The 16,353-nt window shown below is 75.7% G+C and carries 13 protein-coding genes and 1 tRNA gene; 7 read left to right on the plus strand and 7 right to left on the minus strand.

Annotation, left to right across the window (positions count from 1 at the left end; genetic code table 11):
• Positions 1 to 120: 120 nt before the first annotated feature.
• Positions 121 to 621, minus strand: coding sequence for a MarR family winged helix-turn-helix transcriptional regulator (locus tag ACWIYF_RS26490; RefSeq protein ID WP_448625810.1), 501 nt, complete (start codon positions 619 to 621; stop codon positions 121 to 123).
• A 25-nt stretch (positions 622 to 646) separates the two neighbouring features.
• A complete protein-coding gene (locus tag ACWIYF_RS26495; RefSeq protein ID WP_448625811.1) occupies positions 647 to 1,318 on the minus strand; it encodes a hypothetical protein in 672 nt (223 codons plus the stop codon).
• Positions 1,319 to 1,521: 203 nt separating this feature from the next.
• On the opposite strand from ACWIYF_RS26495, the gene ACWIYF_RS26500 reads away from it, so the two are divergent.
• The 4 genes from ACWIYF_RS26500 to ACWIYF_RS26515 all read left to right on the plus strand — a co-directional run bounded on the left by ACWIYF_RS26500 (position 1,522) and on the right by ACWIYF_RS26515 (position 5,604).
• Positions 1,522 to 2,832 carry an alpha-hydroxy-acid oxidizing protein gene (locus ACWIYF_RS26500; RefSeq protein WP_448625812.1) on the plus strand — a complete coding sequence of 437 codons (1,311 nt, stop codon included), beginning with the start codon at positions 1,522 to 1,524 and terminating at the stop codon, positions 2,830 to 2,832.
• 351 nt (positions 2,833 to 3,183) lie between these two features.
• Complete coding sequence (locus tag ACWIYF_RS26505; RefSeq protein WP_448625813.1) at positions 3,184 to 3,495, plus strand: alpha/beta fold hydrolase; 312 nt, start codon at positions 3,184 to 3,186, stop codon at positions 3,493 to 3,495.
• A 62-nt stretch (positions 3,496 to 3,557) separates the two neighbouring features.
• Positions 3,558 to 5,027 (plus strand): NAD-dependent succinate-semialdehyde dehydrogenase, encoded by a 1,470-nt coding sequence (locus ACWIYF_RS26510; RefSeq protein ID WP_448625814.1) that lies wholly within the window; start codon positions 3,558 to 3,560, stop codon positions 5,025 to 5,027.
• A 121-nt stretch (positions 5,028 to 5,148) separates the two neighbouring features.
• Positions 5,149 to 5,604 (plus strand): Hsp20/alpha crystallin family protein, encoded by a 456-nt coding sequence (locus ACWIYF_RS26515; protein WP_448625815.1) that lies wholly within the window; start codon positions 5,149 to 5,151, stop codon positions 5,602 to 5,604.
• A 151-nt stretch (positions 5,605 to 5,755) separates the two neighbouring features.
• Here ACWIYF_RS26515 and ACWIYF_RS26520 read toward each other — a convergent pair whose 3' ends face one another.
• On the minus strand, positions 5,756 to 7,972 hold the full coding sequence (locus ACWIYF_RS26520) for an MMPL family transporter (RefSeq protein WP_448625816.1): 2,217 nt from the start codon (positions 7,970 to 7,972) through the stop codon (positions 5,756 to 5,758).
• A gap of 203 nt (positions 7,973 to 8,175) precedes the next feature.
• Positions 8,176 to 10,977, minus strand: a complete 2,802-nt coding sequence (locus tag ACWIYF_RS26525; RefSeq protein WP_448625817.1) for a helix-turn-helix transcriptional regulator — start codon at positions 10,975 to 10,977, stop codon at positions 8,176 to 8,178.
• A gap of 64 nt (positions 10,978 to 11,041) precedes the next feature.
• Here ACWIYF_RS26525 and ACWIYF_RS26530 point away from each other — a divergent pair, with 64 nt between their 5' ends.
• The 3 genes from ACWIYF_RS26530 to ACWIYF_RS26540 all read left to right on the plus strand — a co-directional run bounded on the left by ACWIYF_RS26530 (position 11,042) and on the right by ACWIYF_RS26540 (position 14,543).
• Positions 11,042 to 12,604 (plus strand): AMP-binding protein, encoded by a 1,563-nt coding sequence (locus tag ACWIYF_RS26530; protein ID WP_448625818.1) that lies wholly within the window; start codon positions 11,042 to 11,044, stop codon positions 12,602 to 12,604.
• Between the two features lie 302 nt (positions 12,605 to 12,906).
• Entirely contained in the window at positions 12,907 to 13,701 is a 795-nt protein-coding gene (locus ACWIYF_RS26535) for an alpha/beta fold hydrolase (protein ID WP_448625819.1), read from the plus strand.
• A gap of 71 nt (positions 13,702 to 13,772) precedes the next feature.
• A complete protein-coding gene (locus ACWIYF_RS26540) occupies positions 13,773 to 14,543 on the plus strand; it encodes an alpha/beta fold hydrolase (RefSeq protein ID WP_448625820.1) in 771 nt (256 codons plus the stop codon).
• Here ACWIYF_RS26540 and ACWIYF_RS26545 read toward each other — a convergent pair.
• The 3 genes from ACWIYF_RS26545 to ACWIYF_RS26555 form a co-directional block, all read right to left on the minus strand.
• Positions 14,531 to 14,707 (minus strand): hypothetical protein, encoded by a 177-nt coding sequence (locus ACWIYF_RS26545; protein WP_448625821.1) that lies wholly within the window; start codon positions 14,705 to 14,707, stop codon positions 14,531 to 14,533. The two genes, ACWIYF_RS26540 and ACWIYF_RS26545, sit on opposite strands and share 13 nt — an antisense overlap.
• Positions 14,708 to 14,842: 135 nt before the next feature.
• Positions 14,843 to 14,915 (minus strand) — tRNA-Arg (locus tag ACWIYF_RS26550).
• 64 nt (positions 14,916 to 14,979) lie between these two features.
• On the minus strand, positions 14,980 to 16,341 hold the full coding sequence (locus ACWIYF_RS26555; protein ID WP_448625822.1) for a hypothetical protein: 1,362 nt from the start codon (positions 16,339 to 16,341) through the stop codon (positions 14,980 to 14,982).
• Positions 16,342 to 16,353: the final 12 nt, after the last annotated feature.

The following is a 16,353-nucleotide window of genomic DNA, read 5'->3' on the forward strand; positions in this document are numbered from 1 at the left end:
GTCCGGTATCCGGCCCGGAGCGGCCGAAACACTACGGGCTTGAAGTTTTTCGGCGTCGTTTCGCTGGCTACCCGGGAGAGTGAGTCCCAACCGCCGTCGCGGCGTGTCCGTGACGGTCGGTCAGCGGCGGGAGCGCGCGGCCGCCGACACCCGGGCCAGCGCGTTGGTGACGACGGCGGCGTCGTCCCCGAGCAGGGTCAGCAGGTGGGCGACGAGGTCGTCGTGCGTGCGGACGGCGGCGTCGACGCGCTGCCGTCCCGACGGCGTGAGCCGGGCGTGCAGCAGCCGCTTGTCCTCCTCGGCCCGCTCGCGGACGACGAGCCCCTCCTCGACCAGGCGGGTGATCGTGCTGGTGACGCCGGGGCGGGACAGGCCCAGCGCCTCGGCGACCTCACCCATGCTGGCCCGCTCACCCGGCGACTCGGCGAGCAGCCGCAGCGCCTCGAAGCCGGTCAGCGACAGGCCGTGCTGGCGGTGCAGCGCGGAGTCCACGCGGTGGGTGATGCGGTCGTGCACCTGGACGATGCGCAGCCACGTCTCCGCCGGCAGCGGGTCCGCGCCGGGAAGGCTGGAGGTGTCGCGGGGAACTCCGCGCGCCAGCGCGTCCTCGGCCGAGTGCACGATCCCATCGTCCCCTGGAGTGGCGTCAGGCGCCTGCCGTCGGCGTGCCCCGACGGTGCCGGCGGGCGCCTTCGAGCACCAGCCCGCCCGCGGCGCCGACCAGCGAGATCCCGGCGAGGGCCGGTGCCCAGGGCGACCCATGCCGGGTCACCCGCACACCCGGGACGTCGGCGACGGCGACGTCGGCCTGCAGGTCCAGTCCCCCGGCCGGCGCCTCCGCCGCGACGCCGCCGTCCGTGGTCGCGGGCACCGTCGCCGGACCGGAGGCCCCGGGCGGGGCGATCGCGGCGCAGTCCTCCTGGGCCGGCCGGGTGAAGCTGTACGGCACGAGGTCGTCGGCGAAGGTCTCCCCCGAGCCGTCGAGCGCGGTGAACTCGAGCCGGCTGTCGATGGTCTCGCCCCAGTCGACGTCGCCGGTCTGCAGGAGGACGGTCTCGCCCGGCGCGAGCTCGGCGGAGTCCTCGCCGTCCGGCTGCCGGGTGGTCGCGAGCACCACCGCGTAGGGCCCGGTGCCGGCGACGACCTCGATCTGCACGCCGCCGGGGTGGCAGTTCGGGCCGGAGGTGAGCCGGTAGTCCGGCTTCGTGAGGTCGTCGACCGCCGCGGCGGCGGGGGCCAGCGCGACGCCGGCGCCGAGGAGCAGTCCCAGCAGTGCCGCCGTCCTGCGCGCACTGCTCGGCGTCGGCCTGGCCGGCACGGCGTCCCCCTCGAACTGCTGCCGCGCCCTGTTCCCTGCCGCGGGATCCCCCTGAGCTGCCGGCCCGCCCATTGTGCACGGCTGTGACGGAAAGTTGTCCGGCCGTTACGGCCTCTCCGGGCGTGTCGTGCGGCGTGTCGGCAGAAACCGGGACGGGCCGGGTCCGGAAGCCCGCCGGGCCGGCGCTCACTACGGTGCGGTGCGTGGACTCGGCAGCGGGCATGGGACGTCGGCGGCAGGACGCGGTCTACCGCGCGGGCGTGTACGGACGGCGGCCGCGGGTGCCGACGACGGCGCGCGGCCTGCAGCGGCTGGCGAAGCGGAAGCTGAACCCGCGCGCCTACTCCTACGTCGCGGGCGGCGCCGGCGACGAGGCGACCCAGCGGGCCAACCGGGCGGCGTTCGACCGCTGGGCGATCGTGCCGCGGGTGCTGCGCGACTGCAGCGCCCGGGACACCTCGGTCGAGCTGTTCGGACGGCGGCTGCCCGCGCCGCTGCTGCTGGGGCCGGTGGGCGCGCTCGAGCTGGTCGACGCCGAGGCGGACCTCGCCGTGGCCCGGGCGGCGGCCGCGACCGGCGTGCCGATGGTCTTCTCCAACCAGGCGTCGGTGCCGATGGAGAGCTGCGCCGCGGCCATGGGCGACGCACCGCGCTGGTTCCAGCTCTACTGGTCGACCTCCGACGAGCTGGTGGAGAGCCTGCTGGCCCGCGCCGAGGCGGCCGGCTGCGACGCCGTCGCGGTCACCCTCGACACCACGATGCTCGGCTGGCGGCCGCGCGACCTGGATCTCGGCCACCTGCCGTTCGCCCTCGGCAAGGGCATCGCGCAGTACACCTCCGACCCGGTGTTCCGCCGGCTGGTCGAGCAGCGGGTCGCCGGCACGCCCGCGCCGGCGCAGCCCGGGGCGTCGGCGGCGCGGGACCGCCAGCCGTTCCCGACGCCGTCCGCCGTCCGGGCGCTGGTGGGGATGGCGCGGTCCTGGCCGGGGCCGCTGCTGGAGAACCTCCGCTCGCCCCTGCCGCGGGCCGCGGTCGAGACCTTCCTCGGCATCTACTCCCGGCCGTCGATCTCGTGGGCCGACCTCGCGTGGCTGCGCGCGCGGACGCGGCTGCCGATCGTGCTCAAGGGGATCCTGCACCCCGACGACGCCCGGCGGGCCGTGGACGAGGGTGTCGACGGCGTCGTGGTGAGCACGCACGGCGGCCGGCAGGTGGACCGCTCGATCGCCGCCCTGGACGCGCTGCCCGACGTCGTGGCCGCGGTCGACCACCGGGTGCCGGTGCTCATCGACAGCGGGATCCGCAGCGGGGCCGACGTCTTCACCGCCGTGGCGCTGGGCGCCCGCGCCGCGCTGCTCGGCCGGCCGTTCGCCTGGGGGCTGGCGCTCGCGGGCGAGGCCGGGGTGCGGCAGGTGATCGAGGACGTGCTGGGCGAGTTCGACCTGACCCTCGGCCTGACCGGCCACACGCGGGTCGACCAGCTCTCCCCCGCCGTCCTCCGGCGCATCGCCTGACCTGCGCTTCATCGGGATAAAGCGCAGGTGCTTTGTCCCGATAAAGCGGGAGACACGCCCGGGGCGCACGGACACGCCGACGGGGGTTGACCCGGGCGAGTGACGGCGCTCACAGTGTGTGTGGGCGGGGGCAGCCGGCAATGAGTGGCCACCGATTGCTCGGTGGACCGACCAACGCGGCCAGACCGTCAGGACCGGCCCCCCGCCCCTCATCCCGGGACCGACGAAGCCGTGTGACGTCCGCCCGGTCGCGCGTCTTCCTGGCACCACCGCACAGGGAGGACCCGCGCCGTCGAGACCCGGGCGGCCCGCATCGCCGTCCTCGGGCAGACCCACGGCCGGCCGGCCCGCGTGAGCACGGCGCAGGCGAAGGCCGCACTGCGGGCCCTGGCGACGGCGCCCGGGTTCGACGGGGCCTTCGCGGCGACCCTGCACCGGCACTACGCGGCGGGGGCGCCGTTCAGCGCGCCGGTGACCGTCGCCTTCGGCTCGCGGGACCGCCTGCTGATCCGCCGGGATTACCACCGGATCGACCAGCTGCCGCCGGGCACGCGGGTGGCGAGCCTGCCGGGGTGCGGGCACGTGCCCATGGCCGACGACCCCGCGGCGGTGGCCGCGCTCGTCCGCGTCTCCGCGACCCGGGACGTCGCCCGCGCCGGCTGACCGACCTGCACCCGCACGTGGGACAGGCGCAGGATGGGGGCACCCCAGCCGAGGAGGTCGTCATGGCCGATCTGTACGCCGACGTCCCGGGCCTGAGCCGCCCCGTCCCGACCGGCCTCTACATCGGGGGCGAGTGGCGCCCGGCCGGAGGCGGCGCGACGTTCGAGGTGCACGACCCCGCCGACGCCTCACTCCTGGCGCGCGTCGCCGATGCCACGCCCGACGACACCACCGCCGCGGTGGACGCCGCCTCCGCCGCGCTGCCCGGGTGGGCCGCGACCCCGCCGCGGAAGCGGTCGGAGATCCTGCGCCGCGCGTTCGAGGCGATGCTCGACCGCGCCGACGACATCGCGCTGCTCATGGTCCGCGAGAACGGCAAGACCATGACCGACGCCCGCGGCGAGCTCACCTACGCCGCCGAGTTCTTCCGGTGGTTCTCCGAGGAGGCGGTGCGCATCGACGGCGACTACCGCATCGCGCCGGCCGGGGGCACCCGCACCGTCGTCGTCCGCCAGCCGGTCGGCGTCTGCCTGCTGATCACGCCGTGGAACTTCCCGGCGGCGATGCTGACCCGCAAGCTCGGCCCGGCGCTGGCCGCGGGCTGCACCAGCGTGGTCAAGCCCGCCGAGGAGACCCCGCTGACCGCGCTGCTGCTCACCGAGTTGCTCGCCGAGGCCGGCGTCCCGGACGGCGTGGTGAACCTGCTGCCCACGACGAGCGCCAAGGACGTCGGTGCCACCGCGATGGCCGACCCGCGGCTGCGCAAGGTCAGCTTCACCGGCTCCACCGAGGTCGGCCGCATCCTGCTCAAGCAGGCCGCCGACCAGGTGCTGGTCAGCTCGATGGAGCTGGGCGGGAACGCGCCGTTCATCGTCTGCGCCGACGCCGACCTCGACGCCGCGGTCGAGGGCGCGATGGTGGCCAAGCTGCGCAACGGCGGCGAGGCGTGCACCGCGGCCAACCGCTTCTACGTGGAGTCGCCGGTCGCCGAGGAGTTCGGCCGCCGGCTGGCCGAGCGGATGGGCGCGGTCAAGGTCGGCCGCGGGGACGACGACGGCGTCGGGCTCGGCCCCCTGGTCAACCAGGAGACCGTGGAGAAGGTGGAGCGCATCGTGCGCGAGACCGTCTCCGCCGGCGCCCGGCCGGTGCTCGGCGGCGAGCGCCCCGAGGGTCCCGGCTGGTTCTACCCGCCGACCGTGCTGCTCGACGTCCCCGCCGGCTCGCCGGCCACGGTGGAGGAGATCTTCGGCCCGGTCGCCCCGATCGTGCCGTTCGCCTCCGACGACGAGGTCCTGCGGATCGCCAACGGCACCGAGTACGGCCTGGTCGCCTACGTCTACACCGGCGACCTCGCCCGCGGTTTGCGGCTGTCCGAGGCGCTCGAGTTCGGCATGGTCGGGATCAACCGCGGGGTGGTCAGCGACCCGGCGGCGCCGTTCGGCGGCGTGAAGCAGAGCGGCATCGGCCGCGAGGGCGGGCACGAGGGCCTGGCCGAGTACCTGCAGACGAAGTACGTCTCCTTCCCGCTCTGAACCGTTCCCGCGCTGAACCGTTCCCGCGCTGAACCGTTGCCGCGCTGGCTCCCGCGCGCTCGCGGCACCGGCACCGGTGGCCGCTCGTTCCCGGGAGGGACGTCGCGAGAGGAGCGATCGCATGAGCGAGCAACGCCGCAGGAGCGAGTGGCCGCCGCCGTTCGGCCGGCTCGACCGCATGTTCGAGGAGTGGTTCCGGACCCTGCCGATGCGGCGCCCGGAGTGGCCCGGGCAGGAGGAGGACCTGATCCGGGTGGACGAGTACCGCGACGACGACACCCTCGTCGTCCGGGCGGAGCTGCCCGGCATCGATCCCGACCGGGACGTCGAGATCACCGCCGGCGACGGGATGCTGCGGATCAGCGCGGAGCGGCGGGCCGAGGAGCGCAGCGCCGACCGGCAGTACTCCCGCCGCGAGCTGCGCTACGGCACGCTGACCCGATCCCTGCCCATCCCCGACGGGGCGCGGGAGTCCGACATCGAGGCGTCGTACAAGGACGGGATCCTCGAGGTCCGGATCCCGGTGGCCGAGCCGCCGCCGTCCGAGCCGACCCGGATCAACGTCAGCCGGGGCTGACCCCGGCCGTCACCGCAGGGCCAGCACCAGGCACACGACGGCCAGGACCACGCGTGCACGGTAGTGGGCCGGAGGCGTCCCGGTCCGCAGGCGCTCGTGCCCTGCTCACTCCTGTGGGCAGGGCACGAGCGTCCGCAGCCGATCGTGGTGGTCAGTCGCGGGTGAGGACCAGCGGCTCGTCGATCACCGGCCGCGGCCGCTCCACGGACGGCGCCGGCACCGGCTCGTGCCGCTGCGCGGGCAGCCACCCGAGCCAGCGCGGCAGGTACCGGTTGCGGTCGCCGAGCAGCTGCATGACCGCCGGCAGCAGCAGCGCCCGGACGACGGTGGCGTCGAGCAGCACCGCGACCGCCAGTCCCAGCCCGATCTGCTTCATGTTCGTCGTGGACAGCGTCACGAAGGTCGCGAAGACGAACACCATGATGACCGCAGCGCTGGTCACGACCCCCGCCGAGGACGTGATGCCGTTGGCGATCGCGGCGCGGGTGGACAGACCCCGGTCGTAGCCCTCGCGGATCCGGCTGAGGATGAACACGTGGTAGTCCATCGACAGGCCGAAGAGGATCACGAACAGGAACAGCGGCACCCAGGTCACGATCGCGCCGGTGGAGTCCAGCCCGATCAGTGAGCCGCCCCAGCCGTGCTGGAACACCAGCACCAGCGTGCCGTAGGCGGCCGCGACGGACAGCAGGTTGAGCACGATCGCGGTCACCGCGACCACGACGGAGCGGAACGAGACAAGCAGCAGCCCGAACGCCAGCACCAGCACGAAGGCGAACACCCACGGCGTGCGCTCGGCGATCAGGTCGCGGAAGGCCACCGACCCGGCGGTGTCGCCCGTGACGACGGCGGTGGCGCCGTCCACGCGGCCGACCGTGTCGTCGACGATGGCCTCCAGCTCGTGCAGCGCGTCCACCGACGCCCGCTCCTCGCCGTCCCCGACCAGGGGCACCGACACGACCGCGACCTCGCCGTCCGTGCTGGTCTCCATGCCGATCGGCTCGTTCATCCGGCCGCTGTCCAGCGCCCGGGTGCGCAGCTCGCCGATCGCGGCCTGCACCTCGGGCGCGGCGACGTCCGGCGCCTCGACGACCACCTCGGCCGGCGACGAGCCGCCCGGGAAGGCCTCGCCGATGCGGTGGTAGGTCTGGATCACCGGCAGGTCCTGCGGCAGGTCGCGGATGCCCTCGTTGCGCAGCTGCAGGCCCACGGTGGGGACGGCGAGGCCGACCAGCGCACCGCCGGCGACCACGGCCGCGACCACCGGCCGGCGCAGCACCGCGCCGAGGACGACCGTCCAGAACCGCGACGGCCCGGCGGTGCGGCGGTGCAGCAGCGGGATGCGGCCCTTCTCGATCCGGTCGCCCAGCCAGCTCATCAGCGCCGGCAGCACGGTCAGCGAGCCGAGCACCGAGGTGGCGACGACGAGGATCGTGGCGACGCCGATGCCGGTGAAGATCGCCGAGCCGGTGAGGAAGACCCCGGCCATCGCCACCATCACGGTCAGCCCGGAGACCAGCACCGACCGGCCGGAGGTCGCCGCGGCGATGTCGAGTGCGTCGACCGGACCGGCGCCGCGGGCCCGCTCCTCGCGCTCGCGCTTGAGGTAGAAGAGCGAGTAGTCGACGCCGACGGCGAGCCCGATCAGCAGCATGACCGTCTGCGCGGTGGCGTTGACGTGCCAGAGCTGGCTGGCGAAGGTCAGCAGGCCCAGCGCCCCGACGAACGCGGTCAGCGCGAACACCAGCGGCAGCAGGGCGGCGACGATCGCGCCGAAGGTCAGCAGGAGGACGGCGAGGGTGATCGGGATCGCCAGGTACTCGGCGCGCTGGAAGTCCGCGTCGAGCGCCTCGTTCAGCGCCGCGTCCGCGCTGGTGCCGCCGAACTCCTCCACCCGGACGTCGGGGTGCCGGTCGGCCACCGCGCTGACCGCGTCCTGGATGGGGCCGATCCGGGTGTCGGCGTCCTCGGGGTCGCCGGCGATGTCGAAGGTGACCAGCGCCGACCGGCCGTCCTCCGACACCAGCGGTGCGCCGGAGAGCGGGCTGGCCACGTTCGTGACGTCGGCGGTCCGGCCGAGGGTGTCGACGACGTCGGTGAGCGCCGCGGTCGCCGCCGACTCGGGGACGCCGTCCGCCCGCTGGACCAGGACCATCTCCGACGCCGGCTCCTCCCAGCCGTGCGCGTCGAGGATCCGCTGCGCCTGCGCGGTAGGGCCGATCTCGGACTCCGCCCGGGTCAGCTCGGCCCGCGGGATCAGACTGCCGAGCGTGATGGCCAGGGCGACGAACGCCAGCCAGCCGAGCACCGCCGTCCGCCGGTGCCGCGCGCTCCACCGCCCCATGCGCGCTGCGAGATTGCGTTGCACGTGCTCGCCTCCCCTGTCGTCTGCGGTTTCAGCCGCGTCGAATCTGCCGTCGGGCGGGGCGCGCGCCCATCCCGCCACCTGGCCGGTCGGCGGTCGGGCCAGCCCGAACACCGCCCGGGGCCAGTGCGGGCCAGATCGGCGATCTCGCCCGCATCACGGGGCTGATGGCGGCGAGATCGCCGATGTCGCCAGGTGGCGGCGGCTCAGGTGAGGACGGCGGGGAGCTCGGTGCGCGAGGTGATGCCGAGCTTGCGGTAGGCGCCGGAGAGGTGGACCTCGACGGTCTTCGTCGTGACGAACAGCGCCTGGGCGATGTCGCGGTTGCTCATCCCCTCGGCCGCGAGCCGGGCCACCCGACGCTCGCTGGGCGAGAGCGCCTCCAGCCCGGTGCGCCGGGGCGTGCGCGGCCGGGCGCCGGCGGCGGCGAGCTCCTCCACCGCCTGCCGCACCAGCGCGGTCGCGCCGCACCGCGAGGCGAAGTCGAGCCCCTCACGCAGCGGCTCGCGGGCGTCGGTCCGCCGGTTGGCCCGGCGCAGCGCCGCGCCCAGCTCGACCAGCGCCCGGGCGTGCTCGAGCCGCGCCGCGGTGGGCGCGAGCAGATCGGCCGCCTCGGCGAGTGCGTCCCGGTCGTCGGTCACCTGGCCGAGCGCACGCAGCGCGACGCCGGTGGCAACCGGGGCTGCGTAGCGGCGCGCCCCGGCCACCGCCGCGGCGGCCTCCGCCCGCGCCTGCGCCGTCCGGCCGAGCCGGTGCAGGGCGAGGGCGGCGTCCGCGCGCCACGGCAGCAGCCCCGGGTGCCGCCAGCCGCGCAGCTCCAGCCGCTTCCCGCAGGCGACGAACGCGTCGAGGGCCTCGGCGTGCCGCCCCTGGGCCGAGCGCAGCCGGCCCAGCCCGCCGAGCAGCTGCGCGTGGTCGAGCGGAAGCGTGAGGGCGTCCAGCTCGGCCTGCGCCGCGGCGAGGTCGTCGCGGTCCACCAGCAGCGGCAGCAGGATGCCGAGCTGCAGGCGGCGGGGGTAGGGCGCCCCGGCCTCGGCGGCGAGGTCCAGGGAGAGCCGGAGATCGGCCTCGGCGTCGAGCAGCGCGCCCGTGCGCCGCGCCATCTCCGCGCGCGAGCCCAGCGCCGCCCCGAGCTCCACCGGCGCACCGCGGGCGCGGGCGTCGGTGACCGCCGCGTCGGCGGCCGCCTGGGCGGCGGACAGCTCCCCCGCCGCGGCCAGCACGGGTCCGGCCAGGTAGAGGACGCCGGTGACGAACGAGGCGCTGTCCGGCCGGATGATGCCGGCGAGCGCCGCCCGGGCCTGCGCCACCGCTTCCTGCGCCCTGCCCGGCACCTGCAGCAGCTCCACGGACGACGTCGCGAGCAGCACGCAGCCGGCGACGGTGTCCGGGCGGGCGGTGGGCAGCAACCGGGCGAGCCGCGCCAGGGCGTCGGCCCGGACGGGCGGCCGCGACCGGGCCAGCCCGATGTACTCCGCCTCGAGCAGCCGGCGCAGCTCCGGCTCGACATCCGCGGCGGCGTCGGCTTCCCGCACGGCGTCCCGGAGCACCGCCAGCGCCCGCGGCAGCTCCCACGCCGTCTCCAGGCCGCGGGCCAGGCGCAGCGCGACGCGGGCGCGCTGGGAAGCCCCCTCGGTGACCGCCAGGGCCTCGGCCAGCCGGTCGAAGCCCGCCGTCGGCCCGAGGTGGGTCTCGGCGTCGCCGAGCTCGAAGAGCACCGCGGCCCGCAGCTCCGGCGACGGGGGCTCGGCGAGGGCCCGGCGCAGGTAGCCGACGGCCGGGCCCGGCGCACCCTTCGCCAGCGCCTCGCGGGCCGCCGCCCGCAGCCGGTCGACCACCCAGCCGTCGCGCAGCGGCTCCACCTCCAGCAGGTGCGCCGCGACGGCCTCGGCGGGCGCGCCGTCGGCGGCGAGCTCGCGGGCCGCCGCGCGGTGGGCGAGGTGCCGCTCCCCCGCCGGCATGTGCTCGGCGACCGCCTGCGCGATCAGCGGGTGCACGAACGCCGGCCCCGGCTCGACGAGCTCCGCCGCGACCAGCCGGTCGAGGGCGCGCGCCGCCTCCTCAGGCTCCAGCGCGGCGACCGCGGCCAGGTGCCGCAGCCGCGCGCCCGGGCCCAGGACGGCGAGGGCGCGGGCGAGCGCGGGCGCCTCGCGCGGCAGCTGCCGCAGCCGCGGCAGGACGAAGGCGGCGACGATCCCCGGCGCCCGGTCGTGCACCGCGGCGACCGTCGACGCCACCGGCGGCAGCCCCGCCTCGGCCAGCGAGCGGGCCAGCGCACCGAGCAGCAGCGGGTTCCCGCCGCTCACCGCGGCGCAGGCCGTGACGAACTCGTCCGCGACGTCGGTGCCGAACACCCGCCGGAGGACGACGGCGGTCGCCCGCACCGACAGCGGGCCGGGGCGCACGACGCGGGTGGCGGGCTCGGCCAGCAGCGCGTCGAGCAGCTCGGCGGCCTCGCTGCCGGGCTCGGCCGGCCGGGCGGTGACGACAACGAGCACCGGCAGGTCCTCGATCCGGTGCGCGAGGTGGCGCAGCGCGCGCAGCGACGGCCCGTCGGCCTCGTGCGCGTCGTCGACGGCGAGCAGCAGCGGCGTCCGCTCCGCCAGCCCGGCGAGCAGCCAGTAGACGCCGTGCAGGGTGGCGAAGCCGGGCGCCGGGCTCGCGCCCGGGTCCAGCACCGGCGCGGCCAGCCGCGCGGCGCCGTCCAGCAGCGCCGCCCGCTCCTCCGGGGAGGCCGCGCGGACCACCGGCTCGAGCAGCCCCCGCACCACACCGAAGCCGAACTCCCGCTCCAGCGGGCTGGCCCGGGCCAGGAGCACCCGGAAACCGCGCTCGCCGGCGGCCGCGCGGGCGGCGTCGAGCAGACGGGTCTTGCCGATGCCGGCCGGGCCCTCCACGACGAGCACACCGCCGCGGCCGGTCGCGGCGCCGTCGAGGGCGGCCACGATCGCCTCGACCTCCGCCTCCCGCTCCAGCAGCGGGTCGGCACGCGGAACCGTGCGGGTCATGGGCCGCAAACGTTAGGGACGTCCCCCGAGGCGCGACAGGCCCTCCGGCGCGTGGGATCGGCGCATGACTTCCAGCATCCCCAGCCCCGTCCCGCCGGTCGCCGTCCCGGACGTCGACCTGCCTGCGTTCCTGCTCGGCGGCGCCGCCGCGCGGGGTGAGCGCCCCGCCTACGTCGACGGGCCCACCGGGCGCACCGTCTCCTTCGCCGCGCTGGAGAGCACGGCCTGCCGCTTCGCCGGGGCGCTGGCCGCCCGGGGCTTCCGCCGCGGCGACGTGCTGGCGATCCTGGCGCCCAACCTGCCGGAGTGGCCGGTGGCCATGCTCGGCGCCCAGCTGGCCGGCGGCGCGGTCACGCCGATCAACCCGCTCTGGACGGCGGAGGAGATCGCCTACCAGCTGCGCGACTCGGGGGCGCGCACGGTGCTCACCGTCGGGCCGTTCGTGGACAGGGCGCGGGCGGCCGGCGCGACCGACGTCGTCGTCCTCGGGGACGCCCCGGAGGGGGCGACGTCCTTCGGCGAGCTGCTCGCGGCCGGGCACCCGTGCCCCGACGTGCGGATCGACCCGGCCCGCGACGTGGCGCTGCTGCCCTACTCCTCCGGGACGACGGGCCTGCCGAAGGGGGTGCAGCTCACCCACCGCAACGTCGTGGCGAACGTCGTCCAGACCGAGGCCGTGGTCGAGCTGCGCCGGGACGACGTGCTGATCGGGCTGCTGCCCTTCTTCCACGCCGCCGGCTGCTTCGCCGCGATCTGCCTGACCGTGCACGCCGGCGCCACCGTGGTGACCCTCCCGCGGTTCGACCTCGACGCCTGCCTGCGGCTGATCGAGCAGCACCGCGCCACGGTCCTCCCGGCCGCGCCGCCGGTCGTGCTCGCGCTGGCCCGCGCCCCCGCGGTCGACCGCTACGACCTCTCCTCGCTGGAGCTGGTCATCTGCGGGTCGGCGCCGCTGTCGGCCGAGCTCGAGCAGGAGGCCGCGCGGCGGCTGGGCCGGCCGGTGGTGCAGGTGTACGGCCTGACCGAGACCAGCCCGGTGCTCTCCATCAGCCGGCGCGACGGCCGCGGCCACACGCCCGGCGCGGTGGGCACGCTGGTGCCGGCCACCGAAGCGCGCGTCATCGACCCGGCCACCGGCGGCGACCTCCGACCTGGCGACACCGGGGAGCTGTGGTTCCGCGGGCCGCAGGTGATGGCCGGCTACCTGGGCAACCCGGCCGCGACGGCGGCGGCGATCGACGCCGGCGGCTGGTTCCACTCCGGCGACCTGGGCACGGTCACCGAGGACGGCGAGGTGGTGGTCGTCGACCGGGTCAAGGAGCTGATCAAGGTCAGCGGCTTCCAGGTGGCGCCGGCCGAGCTCGAGGCGCTGCTGGTCACCCACCCCGCCGTCCTGGACGCGGCGGTCATCGGCCGGCCGGACGCGCGGACCGGCGAGCGGCCGATGGCGTTCGTCGTCCCGCGCGGCGCCCTGGACCCGGCCGAACTGATCGAGTGGGCCGCCGTCCGCACCGCGAGCTACAAGCGGCTGGCCGACGTGGAGATCGTCGACGCGGTGCCGCGGTCACCGGCGGGGAAGATCCTGCGCCGGGTCCTGCGCGACGGCGCCGCCGCGGTCCCCGCCTGACAGCGTGCTTTGTCGCGATCAAGTACGCGGCCGCGGCCCTGGCCGAGCTGGACGCGACCGCTCCGCACGCCGCGGCGAAGCTGCGCGGCTACGCCGACCTCTACCTCGACGTGCTGAGCCGGGACCGCATGTGCCTGTGCGGCATGCTCGCCACCGAGTACCGCACGCTGCCCGAGCCGCTGCAGGCGTCGGTGTCGGCCTTCTTCACGCACACTGGACAGTCACCTCCCCGGCCTGAGCCACTCTCAGGCATAGGTACCCATACGTGCGTCCTCGGCGCCGATCCGCAGGTATAGGTACCTATGCCTGAGACGCGGACGTTCGACGCCGGCGGGGTGACCGTCACCGAGCGCGGCGCCGGCCCGGCGATCCTGCTCGTGCACGCCGGCTCCTCCACCGGCGCGATCTGGGACGCCGTCGCCCGGCCGCTGGCCGAGCGGTTCCGGGTGCTGACCTACGACCGGCCCACCTACCGCACCCCGCCGCCCCCGCGCGGCGCCGCGGCCATGGCCGCCGAGGTCGCCGACCTGCTGGCCGTCGCCGCGGCCGAGAAGGCCCCGCTCCTCGTGGTCGGCCACTCGTCGGGCGGGGTGGTCGCGCTCGAGGCGGCGCTGCGGCACCGGTTCGCCGCGCTGCTGCTCTACGAGCCGCCCGTCGCCGTCGACCGGCCGATCGGCGGCGACGCGCTGGTCCGCGCCCGCGCGGCGCTGGACCGCGGCGACCCGCACGCGGCGATGGTGATCCATGCGCGGGACATCGTCCGCGCCGGCCGGCTCGGCGCCCTCGTCTTCCGCCTGTTCCCCGCGGTCGGGCGGCAGCTCATCGAACACGCGGAAGGCCAGGTCGCCGACGACGAGGCGATGGAGTCGCTCGGCGTGGGCGTCGGCCGGTACGCGGCGGTCGACGTCCCGGTGCTGCTCCTCGGCGGCGGGCGCAGCCCGGCCCACCTGCGCGCGGGGCTCGACGCGCTGGCCGCCGTCCTGCCCCGGCTGGACTCGGTCGTCGTCCTGCCGAGGCAGGGCCACGTCGCGACCGTGCGGGCGCCGGAGCAGGTCGCCGCGGTGATCGGCGACTTCGCCGGGCGGATCCTGCGCTGACGGGTTCCGCGCTGCGCTCCCGCGCGGGAGGCTCGGGCCCGCCATGCAGTCGGCCGACCGAGGGAGCGGACATGGCTTCGTACGCGCAGACGGGTCCGGTCACCACCTGGTACGAGGAGCACGGCGACGGCCCACCGCTGGTGCTGCTGCACGGCGGCCTGGTGGACGCCCGGTTCTTCGAGCCGAACCTGAAGCCGCTGGCCGAGCGGTTCCACGTGTACACGCCCGAGCGGCGGGGGCACGGGCACACGGCCGACGTCGAGGGGCCGATCACCTACCAGCTGATGACCGACGACACGATCGCCTTCCTCGACCAGGTGCTCGGCGGGCCGGCGGACCTGGTCGGGCACAGCGACGGCGCCGTCGTCGCCATGCTCGTGGCCATCCAGCGCCCGGACCTGGTGAACCGGCTGGTCATGATCAGCGGCGGGTTCGACAAGTCGGGCGAGGCCGCGCCGGACATGGAGTTCGACGTCGACCAGGTGGTGCAGTTCCTCGGCACCTCCTACGGCGAGGTCTCACCGGACGGCGAGGCGCACTTCCCGACCGTCGTCGCGAAGATCGGCGAGCTGATGAAGACCGAGCCGCACGTGGACATCGCCGAGCTGGGGAAGATCCGCGCCCGGTCGCTGGTCATGTTCTCCGACGACGACCTGGTGACGCTCCAGCACGCGGTGGCCATGTTCGAGGCCATCCCGGGTGCGGAGTTCGCCGTCGTCCCCGGGACGTCGCACTTCCTCACCCAGGAGAAGCCGCACCTGGTGAACGCGATCGTGCTCGACTTCCTCACCAACGAGCCGGTGCCGACCGTGGCGCCGATCCGGCGGGCTCAGAAGGAGTGAGCCTCGTCGTAGCCGTAGTCCTGGTCGAGCTCGGGACTGCGATGCGCCGGGGCGCGGCGGTGCTCGGGCTGCGGTGACGGCTCGGTGCGCTGCGGCCGGCGGACGTCGGCGTGCACCTCGTCGTAGCCGTAGTCGCCTTCGGGCTCCTGGTTCTGCGGCTCCATGAGCACTCCTCGCAGACGGCGTGGGTCCCGGCCATGGTTCTCCGGACGGCGCCCGCCCACAACCTGCGGCGGAGAACGCGCGGCCCCGTTCTCGTCGTCACGAGAGCGGGGCCGCGGCGCTGTCTCAACCAGACGCGCGCCCGAAGGGACTCGAACCCCTAACCTTCTGATCCGTAGTCAGATGCTCTATCCGTTGAGCTACGGGCGCAGCACCGCGCGAGCGGCGCAGCATCAGTGTAGCGGGCGGTCGCCGTGAGCCTCGGGGCGGTCCGTCAGCCGCCGACGAGGACGGCCTGCCAGAAGGCGTGCGCGACCGCGGGGTGCCTGATGTCGCTGTGCGCGCCGGACGGTCCACCGCCGTTGCGGATGACGTCGCTGGCCTCGATGTTGAGCACCCTCCCGGCGGCCATGTCGTAGCGCTGGCGGTCGTCGGTCATCGTCGCGTCGCCGGCGTCCTTGACGCCCTGCGCGCCGAACGACCCCACCCCGCCGAACTCGGGGAAGTCATCTCCCCCGAGGACGCGCTGCCGGGCGACGCCCGCGCCGAGGGGGTAGAGCTTGCCGACGGCGGTGTCGAACCGCGAGCGGGTGGTGACCAGCGGGCCGCTCACGAGCTGCTGGTCGACCAGGGGGCGGAAGTACCCGGCGGTGCCGCGCTGGTACGGGATGTCGTCGGTGAACGCCCAGAGCGACAGCGCGCCCTGGACCAGGAACAGGGTGGCGACCGGGCGGCGGACCGACCGGTCGGCGGGAGCCCCGGCGACGGCGGCCGAGACGACGATGCACCCGAAGCTGTGCCCCATCAGGTGGATCCGGGCCTCCGGCGCGGCCTCCTGCAGCTGCCGCACGAGGTCGTGAGCGCCCCGCTCGCCGAACTGCCGTGCCCGGTCCTTCATCCTCCAGAACGACAGCTGGCGCAGCGGCATGCGAACCAGGTCCAGCAGCTGGTCGCCGGACCCGCCGAGCACCGCAGGGCCCGACTCGGCCGCCTCCGCCCGGGCGTCCGCGACGATCCGCTCGGGGGCGAACTCCGGCTGGTCGGCCCCCGGCGGAGCGCCGGCGCCCTCGGTCGTGAGCCCGGACTCGGCGAAGAGGACGCCGTAGGCGGCCTCGACCTCGGGCGGCAGGACCTGCGCCTCGGTGGCCGGCCGCGCCGAGACGATCGTCCGCAGCGCGTCGCGGGCCGCGGGCGTGTCCGCGATGCGCCGCGCGTAGGCGTCGACCAGCGCCGCGTCGTCCATGGCGTCCTCGGCCGCGAACTCGTCGACCTCCTCGTCCGCCTCGGACAGCAGCCGCGCCCCGTCCGGGATGCGCTCGTCGCCCCACGGCTTGCTCGGCCAGTGCAGCCCGACGACCAGCGACCGCCACTCCGGGCGGCGGGCGTGCGCCGCCTCGCGGTCGGCCCGCTGGTCGTACATGACCCGGAGCCAGCGGTCGTACTGGCGGATCGCCCCCGGGACGTCGCCCATCCAGCCGTGGCTGACCAGGAAGATGTCGGACGGCGGCTCGTCCCGGGCCGCGTCGAGCACCCGCTCGCTGTATCGGCCGTCGTCCTCCCGGCGCTCGCGGCCGTCGTCGTCGAACGCCAGCAGGTGATAGGTGAGATCCCGGTCGGGGACCCGGCGCAGCGGCATGGCTCTCCTCCT

Source organism: Geodermatophilus sp. URMC 64 (genome assembly GCF_053502555.1).

What these genes read in the sequence shown, in the direction of transcription:
- ACWIYF_RS26510 (WP_448625814.1), top strand. Translation starts at nt 3,558, where the DNA reads ATGGCCGATCTGTACGCCGACGTCCCGGGCCTGAGCCGCCCCGTCCCG.
- ACWIYF_RS26515 (WP_448625815.1), top strand. Translation starts at nt 5,149, where the DNA reads ATGAGCGAGCAACGCCGCAGGAGCGAGTGGCCGCCGCCGTTCGGCCGG.
- ACWIYF_RS26525 (WP_448625817.1), bottom strand. Translation starts at nt 10,977, where the DNA reads ATGACCCGCACGGTTCCGCGTGCCGACCCGCTGCTGGAGCGGGAGGCG.
- ACWIYF_RS26530 (WP_448625818.1), top strand. Translation starts at nt 11,042, where the DNA reads ATGACTTCCAGCATCCCCAGCCCCGTCCCGCCGGTCGCCGTCCCGGAC.
- ACWIYF_RS26535 (WP_448625819.1), top strand. Translation starts at nt 12,907, where the DNA reads ATGCCTGAGACGCGGACGTTCGACGCCGGCGGGGTGACCGTCACCGAG.
- ACWIYF_RS26540 (WP_448625820.1), top strand. Translation starts at nt 13,773, where the DNA reads ATGGCTTCGTACGCGCAGACGGGTCCGGTCACCACCTGGTACGAGGAG.
- ACWIYF_RS26545 (WP_448625821.1), bottom strand. Translation starts at nt 14,707, where the DNA reads ATGGAGCCGCAGAACCAGGAGCCCGAAGGCGACTACGGCTACGACGAG.
- ACWIYF_RS26555 (WP_448625822.1), bottom strand. Translation starts at nt 16,341, where the DNA reads ATGCCGCTGCGCCGGGTCCCCGACCGGGATCTCACCTATCACCTGCTG.